General features: G+C 49.3%; 16 protein-coding genes and 1 pseudogene. 11 read left to right on the top strand and 6 right to left on the bottom strand.

Translation table 11 applies throughout. From position 1 onward, the window contains the following. Window positions 1–46: 46 nt before the first annotated feature. A complete protein-coding gene (locus DWX26_RS14430) occupies window positions 47–928 on the bottom strand; it encodes a LysR family transcriptional regulator (protein WP_118601677.1) in 882 nt (293 codons plus the stop codon). A gap of 159 nt (window positions 929–1087) precedes the next feature. Between DWX26_RS14430 and DWX26_RS14425 the strand changes: the two genes are divergently transcribed. The 6 genes from DWX26_RS14425 (at window position 1088) to DWX26_RS14400 (ending at window position 6368) form a co-directional block, all read left to right on the top strand. After that, window positions 1088–2557, top strand: coding sequence for a UbiD family decarboxylase (locus tag DWX26_RS14425; protein ID WP_055267177.1), 1470 nt, complete (start codon window positions 1088–1090; stop codon window positions 2555–2557). 35 nt (window positions 2558–2592) lie between these two features. Beyond that, entirely contained in the window at window positions 2593–3993 is a 1401-nt protein-coding gene (locus tag DWX26_RS14420) for a subtype B tannase (protein WP_055267175.1), read from the top strand. A 17-nt stretch (window positions 3994–4010) separates the two neighbouring features. After that, entirely contained in the window at window positions 4011–4586 is a 576-nt protein-coding gene (locus DWX26_RS14415) for a UbiX family flavin prenyltransferase (RefSeq protein WP_117762096.1), read from the top strand. Continuing rightward, window positions 4580–4948, top strand: coding sequence for a prenylated flavin chaperone LpdD (locus DWX26_RS14410; RefSeq protein ID WP_118601676.1), 369 nt, complete (start codon window positions 4580–4582; stop codon window positions 4946–4948). Before DWX26_RS14415 ends, DWX26_RS14410 begins: the two co-directional genes overlap by 7 nt. A 147-nt stretch (window positions 4949–5095) precedes the next feature. Beyond that, complete coding sequence (locus DWX26_RS14405; protein WP_055226207.1) at window positions 5096–5527, top strand: RrF2 family transcriptional regulator; 432 nt, start codon at window positions 5096–5098, stop codon at window positions 5525–5527. A gap of 214 nt (window positions 5528–5741) precedes the next feature. Continuing rightward, window positions 5742–6368: a GntR family transcriptional regulator gene (locus DWX26_RS14400; protein ID WP_117762094.1), complete on the top strand. Its 627-nt coding sequence runs from the start codon at window positions 5742–5744 to the stop codon at window positions 6366–6368. A 421-nt stretch (window positions 6369–6789) separates the two neighbouring features. Here the strand turns inward: DWX26_RS14400 and DWX26_RS14395 are convergent, their stop codons facing one another. Both DWX26_RS14395 and DWX26_RS14390 read right to left on the bottom strand, forming a co-directional pair. After that, on the bottom strand, window positions 6790–8460 hold the full coding sequence (locus DWX26_RS14395; RefSeq protein WP_118601675.1) for an AAA family ATPase: 1671 nt from the start codon (window positions 8458–8460) through the stop codon (window positions 6790–6792). 135 nt (window positions 8461–8595) lie between these two features. Then, complete coding sequence (locus DWX26_RS14390) at window positions 8596–9885, bottom strand: L-cysteine desulfidase family protein (RefSeq protein ID WP_117762092.1); 1290 nt, start codon at window positions 9883–9885, stop codon at window positions 8596–8598. Between the two features lie 245 nt (window positions 9886–10130). Here DWX26_RS14390 and DWX26_RS14385 point away from each other — a divergent pair, with 245 nt between their 5' ends. After that, window positions 10131–11660 (top strand): alpha-N-arabinofuranosidase, encoded by a 1530-nt coding sequence (locus DWX26_RS14385; protein ID WP_118601674.1) that lies wholly within the window; start codon window positions 10131–10133, stop codon window positions 11658–11660. A gap of 60 nt (window positions 11661–11720) precedes the next feature. Here the strand turns inward: DWX26_RS14385 and DWX26_RS14380 are convergent, their stop codons facing one another. The 3 genes and pseudogenes from DWX26_RS14380 to DWX26_RS17770 form a co-directional block, all read right to left on the bottom strand. Further along, on the bottom strand, window positions 11721–12023 hold the full coding sequence (locus DWX26_RS14380; protein WP_330423017.1) for an AzlD domain-containing protein: 303 nt from the start codon (window positions 12021–12023) through the stop codon (window positions 11721–11723). Further along, the gene (locus DWX26_RS14375) at window positions 12013–12756 is read right to left on the bottom strand and encodes an AzlC family ABC transporter permease (protein ID WP_022462149.1); all 744 of its coding nucleotides are present in this window, start codon (window positions 12754–12756) and stop codon (window positions 12013–12015) included. The genes DWX26_RS14380 and DWX26_RS14375 overlap by 11 nt, the downstream gene beginning before the upstream one ends. Further along, window positions 12753–12881: pseudogene (locus tag DWX26_RS17770) on the bottom strand (DUF6783 domain-containing protein); the annotation flags it as partial. The gene DWX26_RS14375 and the pseudogene DWX26_RS17770, both read right to left, overlap by 4 nt. Between DWX26_RS17770 and DWX26_RS17765 the strand changes: the two are divergent. The 4 genes from DWX26_RS17765 (at window position 12840) to DWX26_RS14355 (ending at window position 16583) form a co-directional block, all read left to right on the top strand. After that, window positions 12840–12983: a DUF6783 domain-containing protein gene (locus DWX26_RS17765; RefSeq protein ID WP_319638357.1), complete on the top strand. Its 144-nt coding sequence runs from the start codon at window positions 12840–12842 to the stop codon at window positions 12981–12983. The pseudogene DWX26_RS17770 and the gene DWX26_RS17765 sit on opposite strands and share 42 nt — an antisense overlap. Before the next feature lie 340 nt (window positions 12984–13323). After that, complete coding sequence (gene ispE / locus DWX26_RS14365; RefSeq protein ID WP_118601672.1) at window positions 13324–14205, top strand: 4-(cytidine 5'-diphospho)-2-C-methyl-D-erythritol kinase; 882 nt, start codon at window positions 13324–13326, stop codon at window positions 14203–14205. Beyond that, window positions 14192–14905: a GntR family transcriptional regulator gene (locus DWX26_RS14360; protein WP_055221789.1), complete on the top strand. Its 714-nt coding sequence runs from the start codon at window positions 14192–14194 to the stop codon at window positions 14903–14905. Before ispE ends, DWX26_RS14360 begins: the two co-directional genes overlap by 14 nt. 145 nt (window positions 14906–15050) lie before the next feature. Next, entirely contained in the window at window positions 15051–16583 is a 1533-nt protein-coding gene (locus tag DWX26_RS14355) for a spore germination protein (protein ID WP_118601671.1), read from the top strand.

The following is a 16583-nucleotide window of genomic DNA, read 5'->3' as shown; positions in this document are numbered from 1 at the left end:
ATGAGACCTTGACGAATGCCGCGATAACGAGTGAAGCGAGTTTTGGTTATGTGGGATCTTGAATGAAAGAGGAAAAAGATTTTAATGCTGGTTTTTTCATTGTTTCCGTTCGGAGCGGATACGCTGCACCGATTACAAGCGGTGGTGCGTCGAGAAGAGGAACGGCGGTGACATTTGGATGGCGGAAAAGTTCAAAGTTGCTCTCGGCAAAGAGACTGAAAGCCTCGCCGATTTCCACAGAGCTGATCGTGGATTCCAGGCGGGCCGTGCGCAGGATCTGCGGTTTTACACCTGCCTTTTCAAATAGCTGCATGCAGAGCTGATAAATCGAGGTATAGGGGTGCATGAGAATCAGCGGTTCGGCGGCAAGATCAGCGATGGTAAGAGCAGGCTTTTCGGCAAATGGATGATCGATGGGCAGCATCACGCAGAGGCGGTCTTCTGTGATGGGTTCGAAGTGGTATTTCTGCAGTGAAATCATGGAATCCCGCGCGATCACAAGGTCAAAATGGCCTGATTGCAGGCCGTCCATCAGCTCAGTCTCTTCGCATTCTTCCAGAGTCAGCTCAATTTCCAGATGCGCGTGCGTGAAGGCACGGATGCGGGAAGTGAGATGATACTGCGTCAGAAACGGAAGAGAGCCAACGCGGAGCGGCTGGCGCGTGGTTTCCTGGAAGTGATGCATTTTTTGCAGCATCTGGTGATACTGGAGGGAGAGCTCCGCGGCTTCCTGCAGAAATAGTTCGCCTGCCGGAGTCAGTACGGCCTGGCGGCGGGTGCGGTCGAAGAGGGGAAGATTCAATTCAGTCTCGAGCTTCTGGATCTGTTTCGAGAGCGTGGACTGTGCGATATGAAGATTTTCCGCGGCCTCTAAAAAGGTGTCGCATCGAACGGCCATCAGAAAAAAGTCGATCTGTTCCAGAGTCATAAGGGGAGCCTCCTTTTCGTTTGATTCATTCCATTCTGGAAACAATTGTACCACAAATCGAATTGATTCCACAAAGGTTTCTTTTTACAATAAGGGTAGAAAATGAGGATGAAAAGGCATCCTTCGGGGCGCCGTCGATAGAATAAAAGGAGAAGAACTATGGCTGAAAAAGTAAGAGATCTGCGTAGTGCGCTGGAACGATTGAGAAATATGCCGGGACAGCTTGCCGAGACAGACGTTGAGGTTGATCCGATGGCGGAGCTTGCCGGTGTTTACCGTTACGTCGGTGCGGGCGGGACCGTAAAGCGTCCGACGAAAGAAGGCCCGGCGATGATTTTTCGCAACGTAAAAGGGCACCCGGACGCCAGCGTTGCGATTGGTGTTCTGGCAAGCCGGAAACGCGTGGCTGCCCTGCTGGACTGCGAGCCGGAGAGTCTTGGAAAAATGCTGTATCACAGCGTAGAAGAGCCGATTGCACCGGTTGAATTTCAGGGCGCGCCGCCATGCCAGGAAGTGGTACATCTGGCGACCGATCCCGATTTTGATCTGAACCGTCTCGTCCCGGCGCCGACGAATACGCCGGATGATGCCGGCCCGTACATCACGCTCGGCATGTGCTACGCCTCCCATCCGGACACCGGACTGCATGATGTGACGATTCACCGTCTCTGCATTCAGGGAAAAGACGAGCTTTCGATTTTCTTCACCCCGGGCGCACGCCACATCGGCGCAATGGCAGACCGCGCGGAGGAACTGGGACAGACACTTCCGATTTCCATCAGTATCGGTGTTGATCCTGCGATTGAGATCGGTTCCTGTTTCGAGCCGCCGACAACACCGCTCGGTTACGATGAGCTTTCCGTTGCGGGTGCACTGCGGAAAGAGCCGGTAGAACTGTGCCGCTGCGTTTCCGTGAAGGAGATGGCGATTGCAAATGCAGAGTACGTCATCGAGGGCGAGGTCATCCCGGGTGTGCGTGTGCAGGAGGACCAGAACAGCCACACTGGCTATGCGATGCCGGAGTTCCCGGGCTACACCGGCCCGGCAAGTGATCAGTGCCGTCTGATTAAAGTAAAAGCCGTGACACACCGCCGCAGTCCGATTATGCAGACCTGCATCGGACCAAGTGAAGAGCACGTTTCGATGGCTGGTATTCCGACCGAGGCGAGCATCTACAGCATGGTAGAAAAAGCGATGCCGGGACGGCTCCAGAATGTGTACTGCGGTTCCGCAGGCGGCGGAAAGTATATGGCGGTTCTCCAGTTCAAAAAACTGAGTCCCAGCGACGAGGGAAGACAGCGTCAGGCAGCATTGCTGGCATTTTCGGCGTTCAGTGAGCTGAAACACGTTTTTCTGGTGGACGAGGATGTGGACTGCTTTGATATGAACGATGTGATTTGGGCAATGAATACGAGATTCCAGGGTGACGCGGACATCATCACAATTCCAGGCGTGCGGTGCCATCCGCTCGATCCGTCGAACGATCCGACGTGTTCACCGTCGATCCGCGATCATGGGATTGCATGCAAGACGATTTTCGACTGTACGGTGCCGTACGATCAAAAAGAACGGTTTGTGCGGGCGAGATTTATGGAAGTCGATCCGAAGCATTGGCTGGATGAGGAATAAAGAATACGTTTTTGGGAAAGGGAGAGCATTGTGATATGCTGAAATTTAAGAAAAATCATTATACCATAGAAGAAGTAACACTGTGCGGGGAGACGGTCCGGTTTCGGGCGTTCCGTGACCTGGTTTATGTGGAAAAACCGGTCAATGTGGAGTTTCAGAAAATGAATCTCTTTGTGCCGGAGAGTTATTATGAGGGAACGTCCATCAACGGTTACGATTTACTGAGCGCGCCGGTTTTCATGCCGAATACTGTTGGCGGCTATATGCCGGGTCCGGCGGACGAGCCGGGAGCGAATCCGTTTTTACAGGGAAAACCGAATACGATTTTCCGCGCCTTACAGCACGGCTATGTCGTAGCATCTCCAGCGATCCGCGGCAGAGTGCAGAAGGGTGAGGACGGTCATTATAATGGGAAAGCACCTGCGTGCGTAGTGGATTATAAAGCGGCTGTGCGGTATCTTCACTTTTTGGCGGATGAGCTGCCTGGCGATGAAAATAAAATCATCACCAACGGAACGAGTGCCGGCGGCGCACTGTCATCCCTGATGGGAAGCACGGGAAACCACCCTGACTACGAGCCGTATCTGCAGGCGCTCGGCGCAGCGGATGCTGGGGATGATGTGTTTGCGGCCTCCTGTTACTGCCCGATCATCAATCTGGAGCACGCGGACATGGCGTATGAGTGGGAGTTCTGCAGTGTGAATGATTTCCACCGCGCAAACATGAAAATGGACGAGGGCGGCCGCCCGGTTTTCACACCGGTGGACGGCGAGATGACGGAAGAACAGATCCGCGTGTCCGTTGAGGAAAAAGCCCTGTTTCCGGCGTATGTGAGCAGCCTTGGATTAAAAGACGAAAACGGAGCTCCGCTGACGCTCGATGCGGACGGCGAAGGTTCTTTGAAAGAGTATGTCAAACACATTGTGATGGAATCCGCACAGAGAGCGCTTGACGGCGGCGTGGATTTAGCGGATAAAACGTGGCTGACCATCGAAAACGGCAAAGTGCAGAGCATGGATTTTGCGGCGTATGTCAAAGACATCACCCGCATGAAAACCGCACCGGCCTTCGATGCGCTGGATCTGGAAAGCCCGGAGAATGATCTGTTTGGAAATGAGATGACGAACTGCCGTCATTTCACGGAATACAGTGCGGCCAACACCAAAGTGCAGGGTGAGCGCGCAGAAAAAAAGATCGTGAAAATGCTGAATCCAATGGAATATGTCATGGATGAAATGGCGCAAAAGGCACACCATTTCCGCATCCGCCACGGCGAGTGCGACCGCGATACCTCGCTGGTGATCTCGGCGATGCTGGTATTAAAACTTCGTGAGGCAGGCTGTGAGGTGGATTATCATTCCCCATGGAATACACCGCATGCGGGCGACTACGATCTCGACGAGTTATTCGCATGGATTGACGGAATCTGTGGATAAAGGGAGGCGTGTGACGGATGGCTGTGGAAAAACGAATTGTAGTCGGCGCATCGGGGGCGAGCGGAATGCCGCTGCTGATCAAATGTCTCGAAATTCTGCAGGATAACGAAGAATACCGTTCCCTTCTGGTGATGAGCCGCAGTGCAAAGCTGACGCTGGAACAGGAGACAGACTGGAGTGTTTCGCAGGTGGAAGCGCTGGCAGATGAAGTGCTCGAGCAGGACAACATCGGTGCAGGCCCGGCGAGCGGGTCGTACCGGACAGAAGGCATGGTGATTGTGCCGTGCAGCATGAAAACAGCGGCAGGAATTGTAAGCGGATACACCGACAATCTGCTGCTGCGTGCGGCGGATGTGACGATCAAGGAGAAACGCCCGCTTGTACTGGCAGCGCGGGAGACACCGATGAGTGAAATTCATCTGCGGAATCTGTACGAACTGTCGAGATTGTCAAATGTATGGATTGTTCCGCCGATGATGACCTTTTATCAGAAACCGGAGTCCATCGACGATATGGTGACACATCTTGCGGCCAAACTGCTTTTGCCGTTCGGCGTGGAAGTAAAGGAGTACCGGAGATGGAAAGGATGCTGACAAAAAAGACAACAGCTACAGGAGGCACGATGGAAGTGACGGTAATGAAGATCGGTGAAGATTTTCAGATCTGTCTCGCCGGAGGAGAAAAGCCGCATATCGGCTGTGTGGTGCAGGCCGTACCACGGGAATCGCTGACCGGAGACGGGAGCTGGAGTGCGACTTCCTCGGTATGGAACCGCACCGGACATAAAGATGAGGTACTGTGCCGGATGCTGGCGGAAAAAATCTGTTGTGCCTGCCGTACCGTGACCGTCTGCACCGGTGGCGTGCATATCGATGGAATTACCGGAGAGCAGATCCGGGAGATTGTGGATGCGGTAGAGAAGATGGGAGAAGAGATTGCGCAGGATTTGAGATGATAAGTAAGCATGGAAAGCGGATAAAAAGTTATTGCATTTTTCGGACATGCTTTGGGTTTGTGTTATATTTCCTATTGAATATGTAGAGAATATGGAATAAAATAAAAGAAGGTATTTTTATCATGACATATATTCGGAGGAAATAAAATGAAAGTTTCGACAAGAGGACGGTATGCGCTTCGTCTGATGCTGGATCTGGCACTCAACAATACCGGCGAACCGGTGCGTTTGAAAGATGTGGCAAAGCGGCAGGAGATTTCGGAAAAATATCTGGAACAGATCATCTCGATTTTGAATAAAGCTGGTTTCGTAAAAAGTGTGCGCGGCCCGGCGGGCGGTTATTCCCTGAAACGAAAGCCGGAAGAATATACCGTGGGCATGATCCTGCGTCTGACCGAGGGCAGCCTTGCGCCGGTGGACTGTGTAGAAGACGGCGCCGACTGCGGCAGGGAAGATCAGTGCGTTACGGTGATGCTCTGGAAAAAACTGAACGATGCCATCAACAGTGTGGTGGACAATATTACGCTGGCAGATCTGGTGGAATGGCAGATGCAGAAGTCGAATGAGTATGTAATCTGACGGCAGACAGAATAAGCGATAACGTCCAATGAGGGAACAGAAGAGGGAAAATGGTGAAAACATCATTTTCCTCTTTTTTACCGGTAAAAATCTGGGAGCACGGCATTTACAAGCAAAAAAAAATTTGTTAAGATAAAAAACAGGGCGCATTTGGAGAAGAAAAAAATCAGGATGCGCAAAAGTGAAGAAAATAAAAGATAAGGAGTTTCCCCTTATGAAAAAACAACAGGAAAGCCTTAAAAATATGGTATATCAGGCCATTTTGAACGGCATTTTTACCGATGAATATAAACCCAATCAAATTATCAACGAGCAGGAGCTGGTACAGAAATTCGGCTGCAGCAAGACACCGATCCGTGAAGCCCTTGTGACGCTCTGCAATGAGGGAATCCTCCGCAGCTTCCCGCGCTTCGGCTACCAGGTTGTCAGCGTGTCCCGCGAAGAGGCACAGAATATTCTGGATTTCCGCCTTGTTCTCGAGGGCGGATATCTTCGTCAGTCGATCGGACATATCACCGAAGAAAATCTGGCGGAGCTTGCCGAGATTGATGAGAGATGCAAACAGAGCACCGACAGCGTATGGGATCACTGGGAGGCGAATACGGCATTTCATCTGAAATTAATCTCCTTCTCCGGAAATGCTTATGCATATCAGGAACTCGAGCGAACCATGAACGTCTTAAAACGTGCTTATGCTCAGTTTTACTGGCAGACATGGTCCAACGTGAATCCGGCATTGGATATTGCACATCATACCGATATCATGCAGAGTATTCGGGAAAAAGATCTGGAGAAAACGCTGAATTATCTGAAAGAGGATCTGGCGGATTTTTGCGGGTGAGAAAACGTAATTACATAGAAAAACAGTCGTCGGCTATGATATAGCTTGGACGACTGTTTTTGTATATAGACTATTTCTTTTGCAAATTTCCAGTGTTTCTTTGTTTGGAATAAATACTTCCCGTGTCTTTTTATCATAAGCGAGATACCCAAGGTGAACGAACAGCGTCAGCACATCATCCTTGCTTTTTAAAGAGGTCATGTCATTTTGAAATTATGAGGTATAATTCCGAATGGAATAGCGGAAGAGTAAAATAAAACAGGATAAAGACAAAAGATCTAAAAAAGAACGAAAAAACGTCAGAAGTCAAGATTCTATTATATACCAATGATATCTGGAAAAATAGAATTGTACTTTTGACGTTTTTGATAGAGACCTGTGCATGCTGTAAAGAAAACTTTTCTGCGGGAGAAGAGATCTTTCACAGTACCTTTTTTACCAGACAGCGTTTCTTAAAAAATGAAATTCCATAACAGAAAATCTGATCGTAGTCATCCTCGTATTCCTTTGCGTACATCTTCTCGTTCATCTGCTGTAAGGCGCTGTCGCATGCGGAACTCAGATTTTCCAGAGCCTTCGTATATTTTGCTTCAAAAACTGCCACCCGGCCGTTAATGGAATCATACAAAACGACATCGCTGCGGCCTTCGCCGTGTTCTTTGTTAGAATCTACCATGTAACCGGCCCCGGTAAAGATTCCGGCAAGAAATGCATGGTAAAAGTCTTCCCGATAGTCGTGATAACTGATCGTTCTTCGAAGAAGAGCCGTCAGTTCTTGCGTAATACGATCGCAGTCACCACTCCAGATGGCATCAAACAGTGTTTTCCGGTTCCAGGTTTTTGCACTTTCATCAAACCAGCGGACCACTGTTGTCTCAAAGATTTCTTTGATTTCAGCATTCGGAATTTTCAGCTCCATCATTCCTGGAGGCAGTTCATCTGTATCAATCGTAGTTTGGGCTTTTGTAAGATATCCTGTCAGATACAGCAGACTCCAGAGGTTATCTTCAGAGGAATGTAGATAATCATACGTTAGATTTTCATCTACACGCTGCACAATGGATCCGGCAGCCATTAAAGTTTCGAGTTTTTTTGTAATACTGCTTCCGGCGTAGTCAATGAAAGACCGGATGATGGCATTGTCACTCGTGTTTTTCCAGTAGCTGACAGGACTTGCCTGGGGATTTCGCTGCAATTCCAGAAGATAATTCATCACATCCCAGGGGCAGTAAACATCGAAAGTACCAAAATGATAGCCGTCATACCACTCCTTCATGGCAGATGCTTTATCTGTAAAATCTGCAGAAAGGAGAAGCTGGTCGACTTCATGCTGAACAAAGCCAAAATATTCATTCAGTCGGGAATTGGTAATTGTATCCGAGACAAAGTTATTTGTTCCTGTAAAGATACTTTCTTTTGCAATTTTCAGACATCCTGTGATAACAGCAAAGTGAAGAGATGGATTATCTTTTAATGCCTGCATCAATCCCTTTATAACATCCATCATTTCATTATAGTATCCGTGACTGTTCGCCTTGGCGATTGGCACATCATACTCATCAATCAGCAGGATCACTTTTTTTCCATAATGCTGTTCCAACAGCCGCGTAAGAAACTGGAGGGAACGCATAATATCCGTTTTTCCGGCTTGTCGTTCCTGCAGCTGTTTAAAAAGAAACTTATCCCGATCACTTAAAGCTGTACTTTTCAAAAGGTTATCATGCTGCTGATAAAGAAGGGAAATTTCATAGACCAGCTGTTGGTAAGCATCTGAAAAATGAATACCGTCAACATTTTTGAGCGATAAAAACACAACAGGCCATTGATTCATCCATTTCTCACATAAATTCTTTTGGTGTGAAATTTCGAGGCCATCGAATAGTTTTTTTGAGTCTTTGCGGATGTCAAAAAAACTCTCCAGCATGCTCATGCCAAGCGTTTTTCCGAAACGTCGGGGTCGTGTAATTAATGTCACTTCTGCTGATGATCTCACAAGTTCTGCAATCAGACCTGTTTTGTCAATGTAGTAAAATCCACCATTACGGATTTTTTCGAAATTTGAGATGCCAACGGGAATACTTAATTTGCTCATTTCGGTCATTCCTTTCTTGTCAAACACGCGCCAGAGACTATGCATGCTGGCTTTTTAGACATAGTATCAAAACTTATGTATATGTTACCATAAAACAAGGCATGTATCAATTGAGCAAAATCAGTTATTCTTTTATTAGCAGACCTCGTTCACATCCACCCGGTCAATCATAATATTCAGAATTTCCGTATCGGTATCTTTCATGCCGACTCTTCCGATATATCCCATACTTTTAATCGTATCTTCCACATCTTCCCGAACAATACCTTCGCCCGGCTGAAAACTTCTGTGATGCTGGCCCATGTAGTGGGCGAGAATAGCAGCGTCAACAGCGGATGCAATTTTCGCCGCACAGGAGGATTTTGCCCCGTCGCAGACAATACCGCCGACGTTTCCAATGGTATTGACGATCGTCAGGCTAACATCCTCATAGGATCCGCCGGAAAGATAGGTAATGGCGGCGCCGGCTCCACAGCCTGCGCTGACGGCGCCACAGTAAGCGGAAAGACTTCCAATATATTTTTTCTGATGAACCGCGATCAGGTTGCTGACAACGAGTGCGCGGTACAGTTTTTCCTGGGAAACGTTCCATTCTTTTGCAAACTCGATGACAGGAAGGGAAACGGTCATGCCCTGGTTTCCGCTGCCGGAATTGATGACGACCGGAAGAGAGCAGCCGCTCATACGGGCATCGGAACCGGCAGCTGCATGGGCGCGGGCGCGGATTTTTACGTCATCGCCGTACTCATTCAGCAGAGTGCGGCCGACCTGTGCACCGTAAGCGTGGCGGAGACCTTCGTCAGAAATCGCAGAGTTCATGGTGATCTGGCGGTCGAGGATTTCTTTGACATCTTCGATCTTCACAGTATCGGCGAATTCGAGAATATCCTTGACGTTCAGCACACTTTTATCAACGTATTCAGGGGAATCTTCATGAGCCGCAATTTGATAAAGTATCTCACCATCTTTTACGATGCGTGAAATCAGGGTATGACGGTTTACAATCGTTACCTCCGCGCTGTGCTCTCCGGCAATGACTTTTGCAACAATGTAAAGATTCTCTACGCCTTCTTTTAAAGTACAGGTACAGAATCCCTGCTGTACCAGTTCTTTTGTCTTTTCAATATCTGCCTCGGTCACATCTTCAAGTACTTCAAGCTCGCGTTCGGCACAGCCTCCGACGACGCCAAGCGTTGCCGCAACATCAATGCCCTTCAGACCGTTGGAATTTGGAACTTTAACACCCTTTACGTTTTTGATGATGTTTCCACTGCAGCAAAGCTCAATCGATTCTGGCATCTCTCCGAGCACTTCGCGTGCTTTGGCTGCCGCATAGGCGATGGCAATCGGCTCTGTACAGCCAAGCGCCGGAACAAGCTCGTTCTTTAAAATCTTTACATAACTGTCATATAATTTCTGATCCATGAAAATTCTCCTGTGTAGTTTTTTCTATTGTTCGTAAGTTGTAAATCTTGTATCTGCTCTGATTATACTATTGATATATCACTGATAATATTAGATGTCAAGCAGAGAATTGCAATATGTAGAGAAATACCGTGAAAAACAGGAATCCATAAGACTTTTTTTAGATTAAATTGTATTTCCTTTCAAAGTGTCCTATACTGAAAAGTAGCAAAAATACACATCACGCTTTCATTTGGAGGATTTTTATGCAGAAGATTACGTTTCGAAAATTAGCTGGAGAAAAATATATTTACCCGGAACTGCAGGGACACTTTATCGAGTTTCTTGGCTCCTGTATTTATGATGGAATCTGGGTTGGAGAGGATTCGGAAATTCCGAATTATCATGGAATCCGAAAAGACCTTGTGGATGCATTTCAGAAGCTGCACCCGCCGGTGATCCGCTGGCCGGGCGGATGCTTTGCGGATGTGTATCACTGGCGGAATGGTATTGGCCCGCGGGAGCAGCGGCCGGTTACATACAATGAAAACTTCGGTACTTTCGAGACGGATCCCAATCAGTTCGGTACACACGAGATGATGGAATTTTGCGAGATGATCGGCGCGAAGCCATGGTTTAATATCAATATGATGACCGGCTCTCCATCCGAGATGCGAGAGTGGATGGAGTACTGTAACCGCAAAGAGCCGACGGCACTTTCGCAGGAACGAAAAACAAACGGCCATGAAAAACCGTTCGAGATTGAATACTGGGGTATCGGAAATGAAGTATGGGACGGCGGTGGAAAAATGACGCCGCAGATGTATGCGAACGAATACCGGAAATTCAGTTCCTCCTGTCCGTCGTTTGGAGGCGGCGATCAGGCATTTTCCATGAAATGCATCGCCAGCGGCCCGGATGGAAATAAGCCGAAAGAACGTGCTGCGTGGACGAAAGACTTTTTTAAGGAGATGGGAAAATACCGTATGCCATCGCTTTACGGCTATGATCTTCATTTTTACAACTGGAACCTGAAACAGCTTCAGACAGAGAAAAAGTTTGATGAAAAACAGTGGTATGATGTGATCAATGGATGCAAAGAGCTGGAAAATGTCATTCACGAGCAGCGCCGCCTGATAGACGCTGGTCTTGAGGCACTTCCGAAACCGGAGGGTCCGTTCCAGGCGGCACCGAGAAAATGTGAACTGATTGTCGGTGAGTGGGGCAACTGGCACAGCAGTGCGTTTAATGCGCGCCCGGCGCTGTATCAGCAGTGTACGATGCGCGATGCCGTTACAACTGCACTGACGCTCGACATCTTCCACCGCAATACCGGGGATGTGCGCATGGCATGTGTGGCACAGTCTGTCAATGTCCTGAATTCCCTGTTCCTGACGGATGGTGAGCATTGTATTCTGACACCAAACTACGATGTGTTCGATATGTATCAGGTGCATCAGGGTGCGTATACGCTTGGCTTTGAGGAAAAGAACAAAGATCCTGAGGTCTGCATCTTTGCTTCGATCAAAAATGATGATATCTACGTCAACCTCGTAAATACAAGCTACAGCGAATCAAAGAAAATCGAATTGAAATTCAAACAGTGTCCGGAATTTGTTGAGGCCAAAACACTGTACTCCAAAGATCCGCAGAACTACAATGATGCGAAACATCCGAACCGAGTCCGCTGCAAAGAAGGAAAAGCACCTGCACGGGAAAAAGACTCCTTCCAGATTGCACTGCCGGCGGCTTCGGTCAGCGTTTATCATTTCAGAAAAACAGAAACAGAAAAGTAATACATACAAAACGGGCCGCCCCGGGGAAAAGGATTGTTCCCACAGGGCGGCTCATTTCTATTACAAAAACAATTCAATCACAAACACCACGGCACAGCATACCACCGAAACCTGAAACAGGCTTGCACCAAACCATGCGGCTGCGATGCCGACGACAAGCGCGAGTGCGCCGGAAACAGGGCTCTGTGTTGCATGGACAATCGCCGGGAAGGTCATGACGGACAGCGTCACGTATGGAACGTAGTACAGAAACGACTGAATAAACTGATTTTTAATCGGCTTCCGGATCAGCGTCAGCGGCAGAATCCGGATGGTGTAGGAAACCAGGGCCATGACGGCGATATAGATATAATTATTGTACATCAGCATTTTCCTCCTCTGTCTTTACCGGGAACAGGATAGCTCCGGCGCAGGAAATCAGAACGGTGAGCAGAATCGTTCTGGTTCCGTCGGAGAGAGTGGAGATGCCCGGGAGATAGCTGCAGATAAAGCTTAAGAAAAAGCTGACGGCAACAAGACCCGCTACCACACGGCTCTTTCGCGCCGGGGGAATGATGATTGCAAGGAACATGCCGTACAGCGCCACGCTTAAGGCACTGACAGCGCGCAGCGGCAGCAGATTTCCGGCAATAATGCCAAGAGCCGTGCCGATCGACCACGCGGGAGCAGCGACGAGAATGGCACCGTATGTATAATACGGATTCAGCCAGCCCGGGCGCGCGATTGTGATGCCAAACAGTTCATCCGTTACATCGTAACCAATGAGAAAACGGTGGAAAAACGGCGTGTCCGGCGAAAAGCGCTGGGCAAGCGCACAGCTCATCAGAAGATACCGCGCATTGGCGATGAGCGTAATGATAGCGACCTGCAGATAGCCTGCGTTGGCGGCAATCAGTGTAAAGGCAGCGTATTCTCCGGCGGAAGCATTGTTGAAAAGACTGGCGAGAAAGCCCTGAAAAGGACTAAGACCTGCCTTACGCGCTGCAATGCCGAGCGAAAACGAGACCGCAAAATAGCCAAGCCCGATCGGAATGCCATCGCGGATTCCGTTGACCAGAACCTGGCGGGAAAATGAATAAGATCTTTGTGAACTCATAAAAAGCTACTTCCTTTTCCTTCGCAGAAGCTAGAGCGTGTTTGAGAAATCATTTCCGCAATCTGCAAGCCCCACTTTATGGTATATTTTGCCCTCATTCGGTTGCCGTAGCCCGCTACGCCGCCCTCATTCGGACAAAATCTCCCACAAACTGGGACTCGCAGCTTGCGAAAAGCCTTTTTCAGACACGCTCTAGAGCGTGTTTGAGAAAATTTTCCGTAATCTGAGATTCGCAGCTTACGAAAAGTTTTTTTCAGACATGCTCTGGCATCTGGCAAAAATGTTGGGGTCAAGAGATCAAAAATCCTCTTGCAAGCGAGCTTGCACCGGCTTTTTGATCTTTTGCCCTGATATCTGATGAAAATTATAGCAAGTTTCGACAGGTTCGTAAACTCTTATTTTGTTCTTGGTCGTTTCACGCAGCCACTGCTTACGCCTGCGTTTCTAAGTCTGTTGAACTGAATTGTATAAAATTATGTACAAAAACAGAAGATAAAGCTTGAAAATAGAAGAAAAATCCATTAATATCTATGTATACAAAAAACATTACCGAAGGTGGTGCTTACGATGAAACTGCGTGCGCTTGCAAAAATAAATCTTGGTCTTGATGTGACCGGAAAAAGAGAGGATGGTTACCATGAAGTCCGCATGGTAATGCAGACGATCCAGATGTACGATCAGCTGGAAATAAAGGAGAGCAAAGAACCCGGCATAAGGCTGACAACCAATCTGCCGTTTCTTCCGTGTAATGACGGAAATCTCGTATACAAAGCGGCAAAGATTCTGATGGATGAATTCGATATCCGTCAGGGTGTCGATATGAACCTGACAAAATTTATCCCGGTAGCGGCCGGCATGGCGGGCGGAAGCTCGGATGCGGCAGCAGCACTGGTAGGAATTAACCGCATGTTTCAGTTGGGTCTGACGAAACGCCAGCTGATGGAGCGGGGTGTGCAGATCGGTGCGGATGTTCCGTACTGTGTGATGCGCGGTACAGCGCTGGCAGAAGGAATCGGCGAAAAGCTGACATCCCTTCCCGGCGTACCGATGTGCTACGTGCTGATCGGAAAACCGGGCATCAATGTTTCGACGAAATTTGTCTATGGAAACCTGCATCTTGACGAGGTGACAGATCATCCTGATATCGATGGCATGGTACAGGCGATCCGGAATCACGATCTGTACGGCATCACGGACCGCATGGGAAATGTGCTGGAATCCGTGACGTGTCCGGCGTATCCGGTGATCGATGAGATCAAGGCACAGATGATGAAAAACGGTGCGGTCAATGCGATGATGAGCGGCAGCGGCCCGACCGTATTCGGCATTTTCGACGATCCGGACAAGGCAGAATTTGCCCGCGATCAGTTAAAAATAAGCGGACTGTCGAAACAGACATTCCTGACTACAGTATCAAAACCGGGAGGTACAAAGTATGGCAAAAAATGAGTTAGACCTGCAGATGGAGGATTATCAGTACCTTCCGCTCCGCGATGTCGTGTTCCGCACGCTGCGCCAGGCGATTCTGCGCGGGGAGTTAAAGCCGGGTGAACGGCTGATGGAGATCCGGCTGGCAAATCAGCTCGGCGTTTCGCGTACCCCGATCCGCGAGGCGATCCGTATGCTGGAGCTGGACGGCCTTGTGATCATGGTGCCGCGGAAGGGTGCGCAGGTAGCACAGATCACGGAAAAAGACCTGAACGATGTGCTGGAGGTGCGGCTTGGACTGGAGGAGCTGGCGGTAAAACTGGCGTGTCAGCGGATTACAGAGAGCGAACTGCAGAAGCTTTATCAGGCATCGCGCAGCTTTGAACAAATGCTGGAGACAACAGAGACGGATGATCTGCAGAAGCTTGCACAGGCAGATGTGGCATTCCATGATGTGATTTATCAGGCGACGAACAACGAGCGCCTGATTCAGCTGCTGAACAATCTGCGGGAGCAAATGTACCGTTACCGGATTGAATATTTAAAGGATGTAAAATCCCGACGTTCCCTGGTTGAGGAGCACGATGCCCTCTATGAACGTATGAAAAATCGGGATCTTGCAGGCGCACAGAAGATGATCCGCGAGCATATCGAGCGACAGCAGGAGAGTATTATGCAGACCGTACATCACCAGAGCATGACGGGTGTAGAAGAAAAATAAAAGCGTATAAAATTTCGAAAAAGGAACATTCTGTTACAGAGTAAAAAAATCGTGACAGAATGTTTTTTTATGGAATTTTGCAGAGTATATTTCTCCAGATGGTTTTTCGGAAGCTTTCAAAAGGAGGAGAAGGAGGGACGCAGGCATGGAAAAAGAGAAGACGCAGATTTCACTCACCCTGGCGGAAAATGAAAGCGTGATCCGTACATGGTGTGAAAATTGCGATGATATTCAGATCCGCCCGATGAAACTCGGCAAAACGGGCGGAACCGGTGCGCTGCTGATCTACGTAGAAGTGGCGGTGAGCTGCGTTATGTTGAAGGATTCCGTGATCGGGAAGCTGTTGAACCGTCTGATGGAGGTTCCCGAGGCAGATATCCCGGGGGTTCTCTCGGAAAATCAGCTCGGAATTTCGGACACGCTGGAATTTGACACCCTCGAGGATGCCTTTGCCTCGATGCTGGCGGGAAACGCCGTTCTCTTTGTGGACGGTTACGACTGCGCCGTCAAAATCGGTTCGAAGGGATATCCAAATATGGGAGTCCAGAAAGCCGAGTCCGAGAAAGTGCTGCGCGGCTCAAACGAGGGCTTTTCCGATTCCGTCAAAACCAACACAGCACTCGTCCGCAAGCGTCTGCGGACCACCGATCTGAAAGTGGAGGAGATACATTTTGGTGCGCGTTCTGATACGGTTCTGGCTCTGGTGTATGAGAAAGAGCTGATTTATCCGAAATTTCTGGAAGAGGTAAAACAGCAGATTGCCGGCTGGGAAGTGGACGGCGTTTTTGACAGCGGCATGGTCGAGCAGCTCTGCGAACCGCAGTGGAAATCGCCGTTCCCGCGCTTCGAGACGACCGAACGGCCGGACCGCGCGGCGATGGAGATTCTGGACGGAAGAATCCTGCTTTTATGTGATAATTCCCCGGTCGGGATTCTCTTCCCGGCATCATTTGACAGCTTTTTAAAGGTCAGTGAGGACCGGTATCATCATTTTCTGATCGTCTCATTTGAGCGGTTGCTGCGGTATGCGGCGGTCTTTCTCGCCCTATGGATTTCGGGCGGATACCTGGCTGTCACGGGCTTTCACACGCAGGTGCTTCCGACCAAACTCCTGCTGGCGTTCGCCGAAGCGCGGAAAGGCGTTCCGTTCCCCGGCATTCTGGAAATTCTTCTGATGGAATTTGCTTTTGAACTGATCCGCGAGGCCGGTGTGCGCATGCCGGGGCCGCTTGGCGGGACGATCGGAATTGTGGGCGGACTGATCATCGGAGATGCGGCGGTTTCCGCCAATCTGGTGAGCCCGATGACCGTCGTTGTGGTTGCGGTTTCGGCGCTCTGTTCGCTGGCGATTCCGAACGAAGAGTTCGGCGCACCGTTCCGGCTGCTGAAATTTGGCTTTATTTTGCTCGGCGGATGGCTCGGCATTTTCGGCATGGTGCTCGGCACATTTCTTCTCGCGGGTCATCTCGCCGGGCTTACGAGTTTTGGCATTCCCTATCTGATGCCGTTCGTCGGGAAAGGACTTGCGGGCTACCATGCGCCGAAGGATTCCGTATGGCGGCCGCCGATGCATCAGATGCGGGAGCGGCCGGTCTTTACAAAGCGCGATCAGAGAGTGCGGCTGCGGAAAAACAGAAAAGCTGCGGAGCCGGAAGAAAAACAGGAAAGGGGAGAGTGA

The sequence above is a fragment of the Blautia sp. AF19-1 genome (genome assembly GCF_003479155.1).
GTDB classification, from domain to species: Bacteria; Bacillota; Clostridia; order Lachnospirales; family Lachnospiraceae; genus Fusicatenibacter; species Fusicatenibacter saccharivorans.
The sequence above is the reverse complement of the archived record's forward strand: the minus strand, read 5'-3'. Positions and strand labels throughout refer to the sequence as shown.